This is a genomic window from Lutibacter aestuarii (assembly GCF_042676885.1).
GTDB classification, from domain to species: domain Bacteria; phylum Bacteroidota; class Bacteroidia; order Flavobacteriales; family Flavobacteriaceae; genus Lutibacter; species Lutibacter aestuarii.
This window is the reverse complement of the sequence record NZ_JBHTIC010000008.1, coordinates 636,627-651,742: the sequence shown is the minus strand read 5'-3', so window position 1 is coordinate 651,742 and position 15,116 is coordinate 636,627. Positions and strand designations below refer to the sequence as shown.

At 29.1% G+C, this 15,116-nt stretch carries 13 protein-coding genes; 4 read left to right on the top strand and 9 right to left on the bottom strand.

The features are described 5' to 3' along the window. Window positions 1-14 precede the first annotated feature (14 nt). Window positions 15-1,616 (top strand): bacillithiol biosynthesis cysteine-adding enzyme BshC, encoded by a 1,602-nt coding sequence (bshC, locus tag ACFQZW_RS10525; protein WP_298263183.1) that lies wholly within the window; start codon window positions 15-17, stop codon window positions 1,614-1,616. Here bshC and ACFQZW_RS10520 read toward each other — a convergent pair whose 3' ends face one another. The 5 genes from ACFQZW_RS10520 to ACFQZW_RS10500 form a co-directional block, all read right to left on the bottom strand. Next, window positions 1,617-2,036 (bottom strand): hypothetical protein, encoded by a 420-nt coding sequence (locus ACFQZW_RS10520; protein ID WP_386782865.1) that lies wholly within the window; start codon window positions 2,034-2,036, stop codon window positions 1,617-1,619. Between the two features lie 17 nt (window positions 2,037-2,053). After that, window positions 2,054-2,482 (bottom strand): hypothetical protein, encoded by a 429-nt coding sequence (locus tag ACFQZW_RS10515; protein ID WP_372800562.1) that lies wholly within the window; start codon window positions 2,480-2,482, stop codon window positions 2,054-2,056. Window positions 2,483-2,596: 114 nt separating this feature from the next. Next, entirely contained in the window at window positions 2,597-3,985 is a 1,389-nt protein-coding gene (lpdA, locus tag ACFQZW_RS10510; protein WP_386782862.1) for a dihydrolipoyl dehydrogenase, read from the bottom strand. A gap of 145 nt (window positions 3,986-4,130) precedes the next feature. Further along, complete coding sequence (gene argS / locus ACFQZW_RS10505; RefSeq protein WP_298263179.1) at window positions 4,131-5,906, bottom strand: arginine--tRNA ligase; 1,776 nt, start codon at window positions 5,904-5,906, stop codon at window positions 4,131-4,133. A gap of 53 nt (window positions 5,907-5,959) precedes the next feature. Next, window positions 5,960-7,483, bottom strand: coding sequence for a serine hydrolase (locus tag ACFQZW_RS10500; protein WP_386782859.1), 1,524 nt, complete (start codon window positions 7,481-7,483; stop codon window positions 5,960-5,962). A gap of 79 nt (window positions 7,484-7,562) precedes the next feature. Here ACFQZW_RS10500 and ACFQZW_RS10495 point away from each other — a divergent pair, with 79 nt between their 5' ends. Continuing rightward, on the top strand, window positions 7,563-8,063 hold the full coding sequence (locus ACFQZW_RS10495) for a YkgJ family cysteine cluster protein (RefSeq protein WP_298263177.1): 501 nt from the start codon (window positions 7,563-7,565) through the stop codon (window positions 8,061-8,063). A 304-nt stretch (window positions 8,064-8,367) separates the two neighbouring features. Here ACFQZW_RS10495 and ACFQZW_RS10490 read toward each other — a convergent pair whose 3' ends face one another. The 3 genes from ACFQZW_RS10490 to ACFQZW_RS10480 all read right to left on the bottom strand — a co-directional run bounded on the left by ACFQZW_RS10490 (window position 8,368) and on the right by ACFQZW_RS10480 (window position 10,781). Then, entirely contained in the window at window positions 8,368-8,553 is a 186-nt protein-coding gene (locus ACFQZW_RS10490) for a hypothetical protein (RefSeq protein ID WP_298263176.1), read from the bottom strand. A 48-nt stretch (window positions 8,554-8,601) separates the two neighbouring features. Continuing rightward, the gene (locus tag ACFQZW_RS10485; RefSeq protein ID WP_298263175.1) at window positions 8,602-9,108 is read right to left on the bottom strand and encodes a CAP domain-containing protein; all 507 of its coding nucleotides are present in this window, start codon (window positions 9,106-9,108) and stop codon (window positions 8,602-8,604) included. 461 nt (window positions 9,109-9,569) lie between these two features. Beyond that, window positions 9,570-10,781 (bottom strand): exo-beta-N-acetylmuramidase NamZ family protein, encoded by a 1,212-nt coding sequence (locus tag ACFQZW_RS10480; protein ID WP_298263174.1) that lies wholly within the window; start codon window positions 10,779-10,781, stop codon window positions 9,570-9,572. A gap of 5 nt (window positions 10,782-10,786) precedes the next feature. Here ACFQZW_RS10480 and ACFQZW_RS10475 point away from each other — a divergent pair, with 5 nt between their 5' ends. Both ACFQZW_RS10475 and ACFQZW_RS10470 read left to right on the top strand, forming a co-directional pair. Then, window positions 10,787-12,022, top strand: a complete 1,236-nt coding sequence (locus tag ACFQZW_RS10475) for an ABC transporter permease (protein WP_386782855.1) — start codon at window positions 10,787-10,789, stop codon at window positions 12,020-12,022. A gap of 50 nt (window positions 12,023-12,072) precedes the next feature. Further along, window positions 12,073-13,434: a pyridoxal-phosphate dependent enzyme gene (locus ACFQZW_RS10470; RefSeq protein ID WP_298263172.1), complete on the top strand. Its 1,362-nt coding sequence runs from the start codon at window positions 12,073-12,075 to the stop codon at window positions 13,432-13,434. Between the two features lie 37 nt (window positions 13,435-13,471). Here ACFQZW_RS10470 and ACFQZW_RS10465 read toward each other — a convergent pair whose 3' ends face one another. Then, the gene (locus tag ACFQZW_RS10465) at window positions 13,472-15,058 is read right to left on the bottom strand and encodes a peptide chain release factor 3 (RefSeq protein WP_298286546.1); all 1,587 of its coding nucleotides are present in this window, start codon (window positions 15,056-15,058) and stop codon (window positions 13,472-13,474) included. Window positions 15,059-15,116: the final 58 nt, after the last annotated feature.

Sequence of the window (15,116 nt, the reverse complement as noted above, 5' to 3'; positions counted from 1 at the left end):
ATTCGAGTAACTGAATGAAAGTACATCATATTCCATTTAAAAAAACAGGTTATTTTTCAAAACTAATTAACGATTATCTTGATCAAAATTCTGAGTTAGATCAATTTTATGGTAATTTTCCAAATATTGAAGGGTTTTCAAATCAAATTGAACTTAAATATCAGTCAAAAATTGATTCACAGTTTAATAGAGTTCATTTAGTAAATTCATTAAAAAAGCAATATAGTTTAGTTGAATTTTCTGAAAACACAGCTAGTAATATTGAGTTATTAAAAGAAGAAAACACGTTTACAATAACTACCGGACATCAGTTAAATATTTTTACAGGACCATTATATTTTTTATACAAAATAGTTTCAACTATTAATTTAACAAGGCAGTTAAAAGAAGCATTTCCTTCCTACAATTTTGTGCCAGTTTATTGGATGGCAACCGAAGATCACGATTTCGAAGAAATTAATTATTTTAATTTTAAAGGCAAAAAAATTGAGTGGGAAAAAGACGTTAGCGGTGCAGTAGGCCGTTTAAATACAGAAGGTTTTCAAAAAGTTTTTAATGAATTTTCAAAGCATTTAGGCACGTCTATAAATGAGGAATTTATAAAAGAATTATTTCAAAAAGCGTATCTTAAACACACTAATTTAACAGCTGCTACGCGATACTTAGTAAACGAACTTTTTGGCAAATATGGTTTAGTAATTATAGATGGAGATGATAAACTACTAAAAAAACAGTTTAGTCCACTATTTAAAGATGAATTGTTACAAAAAACTTCCTATAAAAAGGTAACTCAGTCTAGTAAAAAATTAGAATCTATAGGGTATAATATTCAAGTCAACCCTAGAGAAATTAATCTTTTTTATTTAAAAGATGACATTCGTGAACGAATTATTTATCAAAACGATATATTTTATATCAATAATTCAACCATTACTTTTTCAAAAGAAGCCATATTAAAAGAGTTGGAAAAGCACCCAGAGCGTTTTAGTCCAAATGTAATTATGAGACCTTTATATCAGGAAACTATATTACCAAATATATGTTATATAGGTGGAGGTGGAGAGTTGGCTTATTGGTTACAGTTAAAAGCTTATTTTGAGCAAATGAATACTCCTTTTCCAATTTTGTTATTGAGAAACTCGGTATTGTTTTTAACCGAAAAACAAAACAAAAAGCTTCAAAAACTAAAGGTTTCTTTAGAAGAAATATTTTGTAAACAAGGAAAATTAGTTGATAAAAAAGTAAAAGAAATTTCAGAAATAGAAATAGATTTTTCCACTCAAAAAGCTTTTTTACAAGAACAATTTGATAGTTTAAAATTGATTGCAAAAAAAACAGATCAATCATTTATAGGAGCTGTTAATGCGCAAGAAAAAAAACAATTAAATGGATTGGATGCACTTGAAAAACGTTTGTTAAAAGCACAAAAAAGAAAGCTAGAAGATGAAGTTTCTAGAATTAAAGTGCTTCAAGATGAATTATTTCCGAGCAAAAGTTTAGAAGAGCGTTCACGTAATTTTTCAGAAATGTATTTAAAATTAGGAAAAGAATTGATTCCTATTTTATTGAACTCATTAGAACCTTTACAATTAGAATTTACAGTTATTGAGTATTAATTAAATTGGCTTAAAACTGTAGATTTTATTTTTGAACGTATAAGAAATTTCTTCTACATTATCATTTTTAATTTTTTTGGCTTCATCCTCATCAAGTTCAAAATCAATTTCAGTAAAAAATACTTGAGTATTTTTAATCTTTTCAGATTCTATAGTAGTATTATCCGAATTTAAAACAATTATATTATTCTCAAATTTAAATGTTAGAGTACAGCCTGTTCGTTTAATTTTTGTAGAAATATCTCCAATTATAATCGTTTTTATAAATGGAAAACCGCCTAGTTCTTCAAAATCTAAATAGACATCATTATTTAAATTTTCAGCATATTTAGTACCTCTTTTAAAATCAATTTTAGGTAGAGGTTCAGAATTTTCGTTTGTTTTTTTTGATTTTAATAAATTCGAAAGTGAAAAAACCATATAAAAATGTTAAGCTGTTAGTTGTTATGATATAATGTATTATGTTCCAAGGCTTCACCACAAACCTTACAATTACTTGCTGATGCTGCTCCACCAACGCAACCATTTTTACATGTATAATGAAATACTCCTGCTGCGTTTTGAGAAGGTGAAGGAGTAGTTTTGTTAGGAGCACTTGTAGTTTGGTTTGGAGTTAGGGCGTTACTCGGTACATTTAGTGGGCCGCTTTTTAAAAATTCATCCTTATGGTAGGCAGCATTATGTACATATGGTGTATTACAAGTAGCACATATACCAGCCATATTTGATCCACTATTTTCACACTTATTTTTACAAATATAGTGTAATTCTGTTTTTGTAGTTGTTGTTTTTACTTTCGCTTTTTCCTCTTTGCAAGCTATTAATAATGAGAAAAAAATAATAAGTATAACGTTGATATTTTTCATAAAAACTGATTTTTTTCAAATATACTATAAAATTATAGTTTGTGGAATTCTTAGTAAAAAAACAAAAAGCCTAAGCAAAATAAGCATAGGCTTTTTTATATGTGTTTTTAAGCTTTATAAATGAATTACTTCATCATAAGCGTCAGCTACAGCTTCCATAACAGCTTCACTCATAGTTGGGTGTGGGTGGATTGCTTTTAATACTTCATGACCAGTTGTTTCTAGTTTTCTACCTAAAACAGCTTCAGCTATCATATCAGTAACTCCAGCTCCAATCATATGGCATCCCAACCATTCACCATATTTAGCATCAAAAATAACTTTTACAAAACCTTCAGGTGTTCCAGCAGCTTTTGCTTTACCAGAAGCTGAAAATGGAAATTTACCAACTTTTAATTCGTAACCTTGTTCTTTTGCTTGAGCTTCGGTTAAACCAACACTTGCAATTTCTGGTGTAGCATAAGTACAACCAGGTACATTACCATAATCAATTTTTTCAGTGTGTAAGCCAGCAATTTTTTCAACACAAGTAATTCCTTCAGCTGAAGCTACGTGAGCTAAAGCTTGTCCTGGAACTACATCTCCAATGGCATAATATCCAGGAATATTAGTTTGGTAAAAATCATTAACTAAAATTTTATCACGGTCAACAACAATTCCAACATCTTCTAAACCAATATTTTCAATGTTAGATTTAATTCCTACTGCAGAAAGTAAAATATCAGCTTCTAAAATTTCTTCTCCTTTTTTAGTTTTTACTACTGCTTTTACACCATCTCCAGAAGTATCCACAGATTCTACAGAAGAATTCGTCATAACTTTAATGCCTGATTTTTTGAAAGAACGTTCAAATTGTTTTGATACATCTACATCTTCTAAAGGTACTAAGTTTGGTAAAAATTCTACAATAGTAACTTCTGTTCCCATTGAATTGTAAAAATGAGCAAATTCAACACCAATGGCTCCAGAACCAACTACTATCATTTTTTTAGGTTGTGTTGGTAAGGTCATTGCTTGGCGGTATCCAATTACTTTTTTACCGTCTTGTGGTAAATTTGGCAACTCTCTAGAGCGTGCTCCAGTAGCAATAATAATATGATCTGCGCTGTATTCTGCTACATTTCCATCGGTGTCTGTTACATCAACTTTTTTGCCAGTTTTTAGTTTTCCAAATCCATTTATAACGTCAATTTTATTTTTTTTCATTAAAAATTGAACTCCTTTACTCATTCCATCAGCCACATTTCTACTGCGTTTAATTACTGCTTCAAAATCTTTATCAATAGCTTCAGCTTTTAAGCCATATTCATCAACATGTTTCAAATAGTCGTAAACTTGAGCACTTTTTAATAAGGCCTTAGTAGGAATACATCCCCAGTTTAAGCATATTCCACCTAAATTTTCTTTTTCAACAACTCCAACTTTAAATCCAAGTTGTGAAGCTCTAATGGCTGTAACATATCCTCCTGGGCCACTTCCAATTATAAGTACGTCGTATTTCATGTGTTTCTGTTTTATTTTTATTTATGAATGCTGATTTTTCACAGCAAATTTAATGCTTTTTTCTTTTTTTAAAGTTTCTTATTGTATCAATTCACTAAAAGGCTTTCTTAAATTGATTAATTTTAAAATAGTTACTTTAATTATTTTACATTCTTTCAGGAACGTTGATTCCTAAAAGTTTAAATGCAGTTTTTATAATTTCTGCGACTTTAGCGGATAATTGAGTTCTGAATATTTTTTCATTTTTATTTTCACATCCCAAAATTGGCACAGTTTGGTAAAATGAATTGTATTCTTTTACTAAATCATAAGTATAATTTGCAATAATTGCTGGGCTATGATTTTGTGCAGCATTTTGAATGATTTCAGGAAATAATTGAATTTGTTTAATCAATTCTCGTTCCTTTACGTGTAAACCAACTTCATGTTCACTCATTTCAATGCTAAAATCAAAAGTAGCTTTTCTAAGGATAGATTGAATACGGGCATAGGTATACTGAATAAAAGGACCTGTGTTTCCGGCAAAATCTACGGATTCTTCTGGATCAAATAAAATACGTTTTTTTGGATCTACTTTTAAAATAAAGTATTTTAATGCTCCTAATCCAATGGTTTTGTATAAGCTTTCCTTTTCTTCTTTAGAGTAGCCTTCTAATTTTCCTAATTCTTGAGAAATAGTTTTAGCAGTATTGGTCATTTCTTCCATTAAGTCATCCGCATCTACAACGGTACCTTCTCTAGATTTCATTTTACCACTTGGTAAATCTACCATACCATAAGATAAGTGATATAATTGTTTAGCCCAATCAAAACCTAATTTGTCTAAAATTAAAAACAAGACTTTAAAGTGATAATCTTGTTCGTTTCCTACGGTATAAACTAATTCGCTTAAATCAAAATCTTTAAAACGTTCAATGGCTGTTCCTATATCTTGAGTCATATAAACGGCTGTTCCATCAGCACGTAATACAATTTTTTCATCTAAGCCTTCATCGGTTAAATCAATCCAAACACTACCATCTTCTTTTTTATAAAAAACACCTTTTTCTAAACCTTCGAGTACAATATCTTTTCCTAATAAATAGGTATTGCTTTCGTAATAATTTTTATCAAAATCTACACCTAGCTCTTTGTAAGTTTGGTCAAAACCTTCATATACCCATTGGTTCATGGTTTTCCATAATTTAACTACTTCTTTATCCCCAGCTTCCCATTTTAGTAGCATTTGTTGAGCTTCTATTAAAATTGGAGCTTCTTTTTTAGCTTCTTCTTCGGTTTTTCCTTGAGAGATAAGTTGTTGAATTTCTTCTTTATAAGCTTTATCAAAAGCAACGTAATAGTTTCCTACTAATTTATCTCCCTTTAAACCAGTGCTTGTAGGGGTTTCACCATTACCAAATCGTTGCCAGGCGAGCATACTTTTACAAATATGTATACCGCGATCATTAATTATTTGAGTTTTATATACTTTTTTACCTGAAGCCTTTATAATTTCAGCCACAGAATACCCTAATAAATTATTTCTAATATGTCCTAAATGAAGTGGTTTGTTAGTGTTTGGTGATGAATACTCAACCATTACCGCTTTTTCATTTTTTTTAGGTGTTACTAAACCATAGTTTGGAGTTTTAAAAATAGAATTAAAATTTTTGATAAAAAATGCATCTGAAATGACTAGGTTTAAAAACCCTTTTACTACATTAAAATCAGTTATTTCTTGTACGTTTTCTTTTAAATATTCTCCTATTTTGGTTCCAATTTCAACAGGATTTCCTTTTACGTAGCGTAAAAATGCAAATACTACTATGGTAATATCACCTTCAAAATCTTTTCGAGTAGCTTGAAATTCGATTGATGGTATTTCTACCTTATAAATTTCTTTAAATGCTTTTTTTACTGCTAGTTCTAAACTGTTTTGCATATTTTTTTGCTAAATTATTTCGAGGTGCAAAAGTACTAAATTTCGTATAAAATTTACTGTTTTATAAACTCAAATTCTGTAAAATCAAAATCAGGGTTAGGTACATCTATATGTAGCTTAGAAATTTCCCCATTTTTGTTTATATCAAACCATAATTTGCCTTCTGGTAATGAAGCTAAATGTTTTGGAAATCTAAAGGTAAAAATGTGATGATTCCAATGAGTTAAGTTCGCATGGAAAATAGGAGTGTTGTCCATTTTAAAATACAAGCTCTTATTTTTAATACTAACCGTTACATTACCATATATTTTATCTGTATAGATACCAGTATAATTTTGCAGTTCTAAATGATTTTTTTGCAATTTTCCTCTTAGAACTTCATTTTTTTGATACTTTAATGTTGTTAAGCTATCTTGATGTTTTTTATACCCTAAATAATTAGCACTCCAATCTAAGCCACTAGTATTGTTAGTAACTAGAACATCTAATATTTTATTGGTTAATGCACTAGGTACCCAGTTAATGCTATTGGTTAATATAACAACTCCTACATTTTTCTCAGGAATAAAGAAGGATTTTGAAATCATTCCGTCATAACCTCCGCCGTGCGAAATTACTTTTATTCCTTGGTAGTCTTGTACATTCCAACCTAGGGCGTAGGATTTGAAGTGTATATTTTCAGTGTTTTTTCCAACTTCAAAATTAATATGTGGTGTTGTTAGTTTTCTAAAACTATTTTCTGAAATAATTTGGAAGCTGTTTTCTTTTCCTTCAGTTAGGTTATATTGTAGCCATTTAGAAAAATCATCAACAGAAGAAATTAAGGCTCCAGCAGGAGCAATATTATCCCAATTAACCCAATTTAACTCATGATTTATTCCATTTTCAAGATAATAAGGGGTTGCTATATTTTTGTAATTTTTAAGTTGAGTTGTTGATGTTAGAGTACGGTTCATTTGTAAAGGATCTAAAAAATGTTGTTGGATATACTTTTGCCAAGATTTTCCAGATACTTTTTCAATAATTTTACCTGCTGTTAAATAAGCAATATTGGAATAGCCAAAGGTGGTTCTAAATTCGTATTCAGGAGTTAAATATTGTTGTGCCTCAATAATATATTCTGCACTATGTGTTGTTCCATACCATAATAAATCACCACTAAAAGTCTTTAATCCACTTCTATGGCATAGCAAATCTGTAATTGTAAAATGATTAGTAACATAATCATTATACATTTTAAAATAGGGAAGGTAATCAACAACTTTATCATTCCAATTTAGTTTTCCCTCTTCTACTAATTTAGCAATGGCTGAAGCTGTAAAAGCTTTAGTGTTGGAAGCAACTGCAAAGAGTGTACTACCATTAACTTTTGTTTTTTTATCAATTGAAGCATAACCATACCCTTTACTAAAAATAATAGAATCTGAATTTACAATAGCTATAGCCATTCCTGGTAGTTGCCATTCGGTAAGTGTTTTTTCAAAATAGTTATCTAAATGTTGGAGTTGCTCTGTAGTTTGCGAATAAAATGTAAGGCAAACAAAATAAATAAGGGTTGTTAGTTTGGTTAATTTCATATTTAATTTAATTAGGTGTTACTAAATTAATAATAATTACAGAGCTACTCTAAAGAAATAACATTTATATATTTGCATTATGGAAGATTTTTTAAAACAATTACCAGATTTAGCAAAAGAAAAACTCCCAGAGAGTAGAAAATATTTTCAAAAGTTAAAAAAACGTACTCCTAAAAATTTAGATTTAATAATGCAAGATTTGCATAGAGATGAATTTGAAAAAACAGACTGTTTAGCTTGTGGTAACTGTTGTAAAACAACGAGTCCAATATTTACAGATAAAGATATTCAACGTATTTCAAAATTTTTAAAATTTAAAGTTGCGGATTTTATTTCAAACTACTTAAAAAGAGATGAAGATGATTTTTATGTGTTAAAAACAGCGCCTTGTACTTTTTTAGATTTAAATGATAATATGTGTACCATTTATGATGTTAGACCTAAGGCTTGTAGAGAGTATCCACATACTGATCGACGTAAGTTTATTCAAATTACTGACCTAACTCTAAAAAATACAGAAATTTGTCCAGCAACTTTTAATATAATTGAAGCTTTAAAAAAGAAATTACCTGTAAAATAGATTTTTTAGTATTAAAGTTATACACTATGTAAAACGATTAAGGGAGATTTTATTATTTATAACCCCTTACAAATAATAATAATCTCCCTAATACTCCCTAAAAATATAGTATGTAACAAGATAGTTTAAAAAAAAACTATCCTGCTACAAATTTTTTAATGAAAATGATATGGAATTTTATTTTAATCAATTTTTTTAACTACCGTTGTGGGAACAACAATTTAATACTACTGTGTGGGGACAGCCTATCAATTTTTTAACTACCGTTGTGGGAACAACATTTTTTATATTATAAACTAACTACTTATAGTAGTGCGCAATTATTTGTGACAATTTTTTTTCCAGATTTATTAATATAACTAAATCCTGGAACTAATGTGTTGATGTAAATTTTTTTAATATTAGGCTTTAATGCTCTTTTTTTAGATTTGGTTTTAACTAGTTTTAAATGTGGTTCAGTATTGTTATTCTTTAGGGTATTTGATTTCATAATATTTGGTTTTAGGGGTTAATAGTGTAGAGGGGTTAAACTTGAAATTTACTTTTTAATAAAGATTTGAGTGAAATAATTTTTGTTGTCATTATCTGAATCTGTAGAAATTCCAAAGTGTGTATAATTAGGATTTTCTATTACATTTCTATGGGCTTGACTATTGAGCCAACCATTAAATACACCTTGAGCGGTATTGAAGCCATAAGCAACATTTTCTCCAACCGAAATTGCATGAGCTTGTTTTTTTAAATATTCAGATCTTTGTGAAAAATTATCATGGTTTATTCCACCAACTTCAATCATATAATTTGTATGACCATCGGCAACACCTGAAATAATGTTTAAAGTACTAAGAGTTGATAAACCTAAACTAGTTCTATGATTATTAACTAACTTCAATATTTCATTTTCAATAGATGAATAAGTAATATTGTTTTCGTTTACAACTTCTGCATTGTCATTAAAATATACACCATCTTCTTCTTTAGAACAAGATAATAATAACGTGCTTATAAAAAATAAGGATACAAGGGTTGAGATGAAAGACTTCATTTTTGAGGGGTTTTGGGGTTAAACTTTTTTGGGGGTAATTAATGTTTTTTTAAATGATTTTTTTCAGGGTTAATTTATTTATTTTTTTGTTTTGGGTATTTTTTAGGGGTATTATTAATTGTTAAATTCTTGATAAAGGTAAAAATATTTTTTTTATAAACAAATAAAAAATAAAAAAAATTACCATTTGTTTGTAAAAACATACCGTTTATTAGCTTTTAAAGCCTTTTTACTGTTATTTACAATGTGTTTTAAATATATTTTTACACCATTTATTAATAAAAGCATGTATTTTATTTAGTAAAACAAACTAAATAAAATGCTTAATATGTTCTCAATATGTCACTTTTTCAATTAAACGTGATTATGCTTATATTAATTTTTTAGTTTTTTTAAACTAAAAAAAGCCCAACAATTTGTGAAGGACTTTTAGTTAAATTTAATTTTTTTAGTAAAAATTACTAATTATAAATTAAATATTTACTTCTAACTTTTTTAAATGTTTCAATTGCAGGTTGCCAAGATTTATGAATAGCTTCAGCAGTATACCCTTTTCTTATTTGTTGTTCTAATTTTGTTGTTCCAGCATGTACTGTAAATGTTGGTCCAAAAAATGCTTCAGATTTTGGTGTTTTATTATAGGCATCAATAATATAGTTGATATTTACAAAATTTAAGTGTTTTGTTTTGGTCAAATTAACCCCAAAACAAATTTTACCTTGATGTTTTGGAGATTTAGAACCAAAGTTAGGTTGTGGAATATAGCTAAAATCACTTTTTTGAAAAAAAGGAGCTCCATATTGTTGAAATTGTTGTTCAGTTCCTCTACCTGCGTTAATTGTAGTGCCTTCAAAAAAGCCTAAGCTAGGGTATAAATTAATGGATTTATCATTTGGTAAGTTTGGAGAAGGACGAATAGCTAAATGATATAGGCTTTGATGTGTATAATTTTTTAGAGGGATCACTATAAGCTCACAAGTAACACCATTTTTTAACCATTTTTCTCCATTAATCATTTTAGAATATTCACCAATGGTCATTCCATATACTAAAGGTACAGGATGCATGCCTACAAAACTTTTATGTGAAGGATCTAAAGTTGGACCATCAATATAATGTCCATTAGGATTTGGTCTATCTAAAACCATCACTGGAATTCCATTTTCAGCACAAGCCTCCATAACATAATGAAGTGTAGAAATAAAAGTATAAAAGCGAACCCCTACATCTTGTATATCAAACACAACCATATCAATACCTTTTAATTGTTCATTTGTAGGTTTTCTATTTTTTCCATACAATGAAACTATAGGTATACCAGTTTTTGTATCTACACCATCGGCAATTTTTTCACTGGCATCTGCTTTACCTCTAAATCCATGTTCTGGAGAAAATACCTTTTTAACATCAACTTTCATTTTTAATAAACTATCTACTAAATGTGTGTATGTTGAATTGTTTTTAAAAATTACCGATGTTTGGTTTGCTACTATAGCAATATTTTTATTTTTTAATAAAGGCACATATAAATTAGTTTGTTGTGCTCCTGTAAGTATTTCTCCATCTAAAACAATTTGGTTGTTTAAATTTTTTACTTGTCCACAAGAAATGAAACTGTAAAAAAGTATTGAAAACAATAAGAAATACGTATTTTTGAACGGTTTAGAAATCATATATATTGAATTACGAGTTATTTATTGCCAAACGCATTGTTGCTGCAAAAGAGTATAAAAGTAGTATATCATCTCCAATAATAAAAATTGCTATTGTAGCAATTTCATTGGGGGTTATAATTATGATGATTGCAATGGCGACTGGAATAGGATTGCAACAAAAAATAAGAGAAAAAATAGCAGGTTTTAATGGTCATATTCAAATAACTAATTTTGATAATAACTATTCTGAAATTACTTTAGAACCAGTTTCTATCAATCAAGATTTTTATCCAAATTTCTCCAATATTTCTAATGTAAAAAAAGTTCAAGTTTATGCCACCAAAGGAGGAATTATTAGAACCGCTACTGATTTTGAGGGAATTATACTTAAAGGGATTTCAAAAGATTATGATTGGTCTTTTTTTGAAGAGTATTTAGTTGAAGGAAATTTGCCAGATTATACAAAAGATACATCATTTGATGTTCTAATTTCAAAAGAAATTTCTAATAGAATGCATATTGGTGTTGGTGATGAGTTTAATATTTTGTTTGTAAAAGAAGACCCTTCAAAAACGCCTTGGCTACGTGTGGTGAAAGCTGTTGGTATTTACAACTCAGGGTTTCAAGATTTTGATGAAAATTTTGTAATTGCGGACATTCGACATATCCAAAAAATGAATAGATGGAAAGAAAATGAAGTTGGAGGATTTGAAGTATTGTTAAATGATTTTGATGAAATTGAAGAAAAAAGTAACGAAATTTATACGCAAACAGCTTCCACTTTAAATAGTCAAAGTATTATTGAAAAGTATCCAGCAATTTTTGAATGGATAGGTCTTTTTGACAATAACATTTATTTAATAATTGCTATTATGATTATTGTAGCAGGGATAAATATGATTACTGCTTTATTAGTGTTAATCTTAGAACGCACTCAAATGATTGGTATTTTAAAAGCCTTAGGTAGTAGCAATGTAAGTATAAGAAAAGTATTTTTATACAATGCAGGATATTTAATTTTAAAAGGCTTGTTTTGGGGAAATATCATAGGTTTATTTTTACTATTTGCTCAAAAATATGGCGGTTTTATTACTTTAGATCCAAATACTTATTATGTAACTACAGTACCAATATATATAAATTTAAAATATTTAGTTGCTTTAAATCTAGGAACCTTAGTTTTATGCTTATCTATGTTGATAATTCCTTCAATAATAATTTCAAAAATAAACCCTGCAAAATCTATTAAGTTCGAGTAATACTTTGGTTTTTATAAAAGATTGTACCTTTGTATTGCTAAACTAAAAAAATGAAATACTCAAAAAATATATTAGAAACTATAGGCAATACACCTTTGGTGAAATTAAACAAAGTAGTTAAAGATATTGATGCTTTAGTACTAGCCAAAGTTGAAACATTTAATCCAGGTAATTCTGCTAAAGATAGAATGGCTGTAAAATTAATTGAAGATGCAGAAGCCAAAGGATTGTTAAAACCAGGTGGAACTATTATAGAAGGAACCTCTGGTAACACAGGTATGGGATTAGCCTTAGCTGCGATAGTTAAAGGTTATAAGTTAATATGTGTAATTAGCGATAAACAATCCAAAGAAAAAATGGATATATTAAGAGCTGTTGGCTCTGAAGTTGTAGTTTGTCCAACTAATGTTGAACCTGAAGATCCTCGTTCTTATTATTCAGTATCCAAAAGACTAGCTACCGAAACTCCTAACTCTTGGTATGTAAATCAATATGATAATCCATCTAATGCTTTAGCACATTATGAACAAACCGGACCTGAAATTTGGGAACAAACTGAAGGAAAAATAACTCATTTTGTGGTTGGAGTTGGTACAGGAGGTACTATTTCAGGCATTGGAAAGTACTTGAAAGAAAAAAATCCAGCTATTAAAATTTGGGGAATTGATACCTATGGATCAGTTTTTAAGAAATACCATGAAACTGGTATATTTGATGAAAATGAAATATATCCATACATTACCGAAGGTATAGGTGAAGATATATTACCAAAAAATGTGGATTTTAGTGTTATTAATGGCTTTACTAAAGTAACGGATAAAGATGGTGCAGTATATACTAGAAAACTAGCCAAAGAGGAAGGGATTTTTTGTGGTAATTCGGCTGGTTCAGCCGTTAAAGGGTTGTTACAATTAAAAAAGCATTTTTCTAAGGATGATGTAGTTGTTGTATTATTTCATGACCATGGAAGCAGGTATGTTGGTAAAATGTACAACGACGATTGGATGAGAGAACGTGGTTTTTTAGAGGAGGAAAAAATGATTGCTATTGATTTAATACAAGATCGCATAAATTCGCCTTTAATTACAGTTAAAACAGAAGAGTTAGTTTCTCATGCGATTGAGCGTATGCGTTTAAATAATATTTCACAAATTCCAGTAACTGATGTTAATGGATTTGTAGGCTCTGTTGATGAAGGGGATTTGTTCCGTTTGTATTTTGATGATAAAGATATTGCAAACAAACCCATTAAAGAGGTAATGAGAGCTGCATTTCCTATAGTAAAAAGCACTACTTCAATTGATAAAATTTCAAAATTAATTAACAGAGAAAATAGCGCTGTTTTGGTAGATCTAGGAAATGATAAATTTCATATTATCACCAAACATGATGTTATAAGAGCAATTCAATAATAAAAATACTCCAACCAAATTGGAGTTTTTTTATAAGTTAAAATTCGCTAGTAAAATGTAATTTAACAGATGGAAATTTACTTTGTGTCATTTGAATAGTAAAAGCACTATCTGCTAAAAATACTAATTGGCCTTGTTTGTCTTTAGCTAAAAAACGTTGTTTTACACGTTTAAATTCTTTAAATTCTTCATTCTTGGGGTCTTCAGGCTCAACCCAACAAGCTTTATGTACGGGTAAATTTTCATAACTACATTTGGCACCGTATTCATGTTCTAAACGGTATTGAATAACCTCATATTGTAATGCTCCAACAGTACCAATTACTTTTCGTCCATTTAAATCAAGTGTAAATAATTGTGCTACACCTTCATCCATTAGTTGATCTAATCCTTTATATAATTGTTTTGATTTTAATGGGTCTGCATTGTTAACATAACGAAAATGTTCAGGCGAAAAACTAGGAATTCCTTTAAAGTTTAATAACTCACCTTCTGTAAGTGTGTCTCCAATTTTAAAATTTCCAGTATCCTGAATACCTACAATATCTCCAGGGTAAGATTCATCAACAATTTCTTTTTTCTCAGCAAAAAATGCATTTGGACTCGAGAATTTCATTTTTTTATTTAAACGAACGTGTAGGTAAGGAGCATTTCTTTTAAAAATTCCAGAAACAATTTTGATAAATGCTAAACGGTTTCTATGGTTTGGATCCATATTCGCATGAATTTTAAAAACAAAACCAGTTAACTTTTCTTCTTTAGAATCGACCAACCGTTCTTCAGATTTTTTTGGTTGAGGTGATGGAGCAATTTCAATAAAACAGTCAAGCAATTCTTTAACACCAAAATTATTTAATGCTGACCCAAAAAATACAGGTTGAATTTCACCATTTAGGTATTCTTCTTTATTAAAAGTTGGGTATACTTCTGAAACTAATTCCAATTCTTCACGTAATGTTTCTGCAGGTTTTGTTCCAATAATTTCATCTAACTCAGGGGTAGAAATATCTGTAAATTCAATGCCTTTAGAAACGGTTTGTTTATTTTCTGCTGAAAAAAGATTCAGTTTTTTTTCATAAATATTATAAATTCCTTTAAAATCGTATCCCATACCTATAGGAAAACTTAAAGGAGTAACTTTTAAGCCTAATTTTTGTTCAACTTCATCTAACAAGTCAAAAGCATCTTTACCTTCTCTATCTAATTTATTGATAAAAACTATCATTGGAATTTTACGCATTCTACAAACTTCAACTAATTTTTCAGTTTGTTCTTCTACACCTTTAGCAACATCAATAACTACAATTACACTATCTACTGCAGTTAAAGTTCTAAATGTATCTTCAGCAAAATCTTTATGTCCAGGAGTATCTAAAATATTGATTTTTTTATCTTTATAAATAAAAGCTAAAACGGAGGTAGCAACAGAAATACCACGTTGACGCTCAATTTCCATAAAATCGGAAGTTGCACCTTTTTTTATTTTATTATTTTTTACAGCTCCAGCTTCTTGTATAGCGCCTCCAAATAATAATAATTTTTCAGTCAAAGTGGTTTTACCAGCATCGGGATGTGATATTATACCAAAGGTACGTCTGCGTTGTATTTCTTTTAAAAAACTCATCTATCAAAATTTGTGCGCAAATATAACCTTAAATGGGTGAATAGCCAATTTGTAGAAA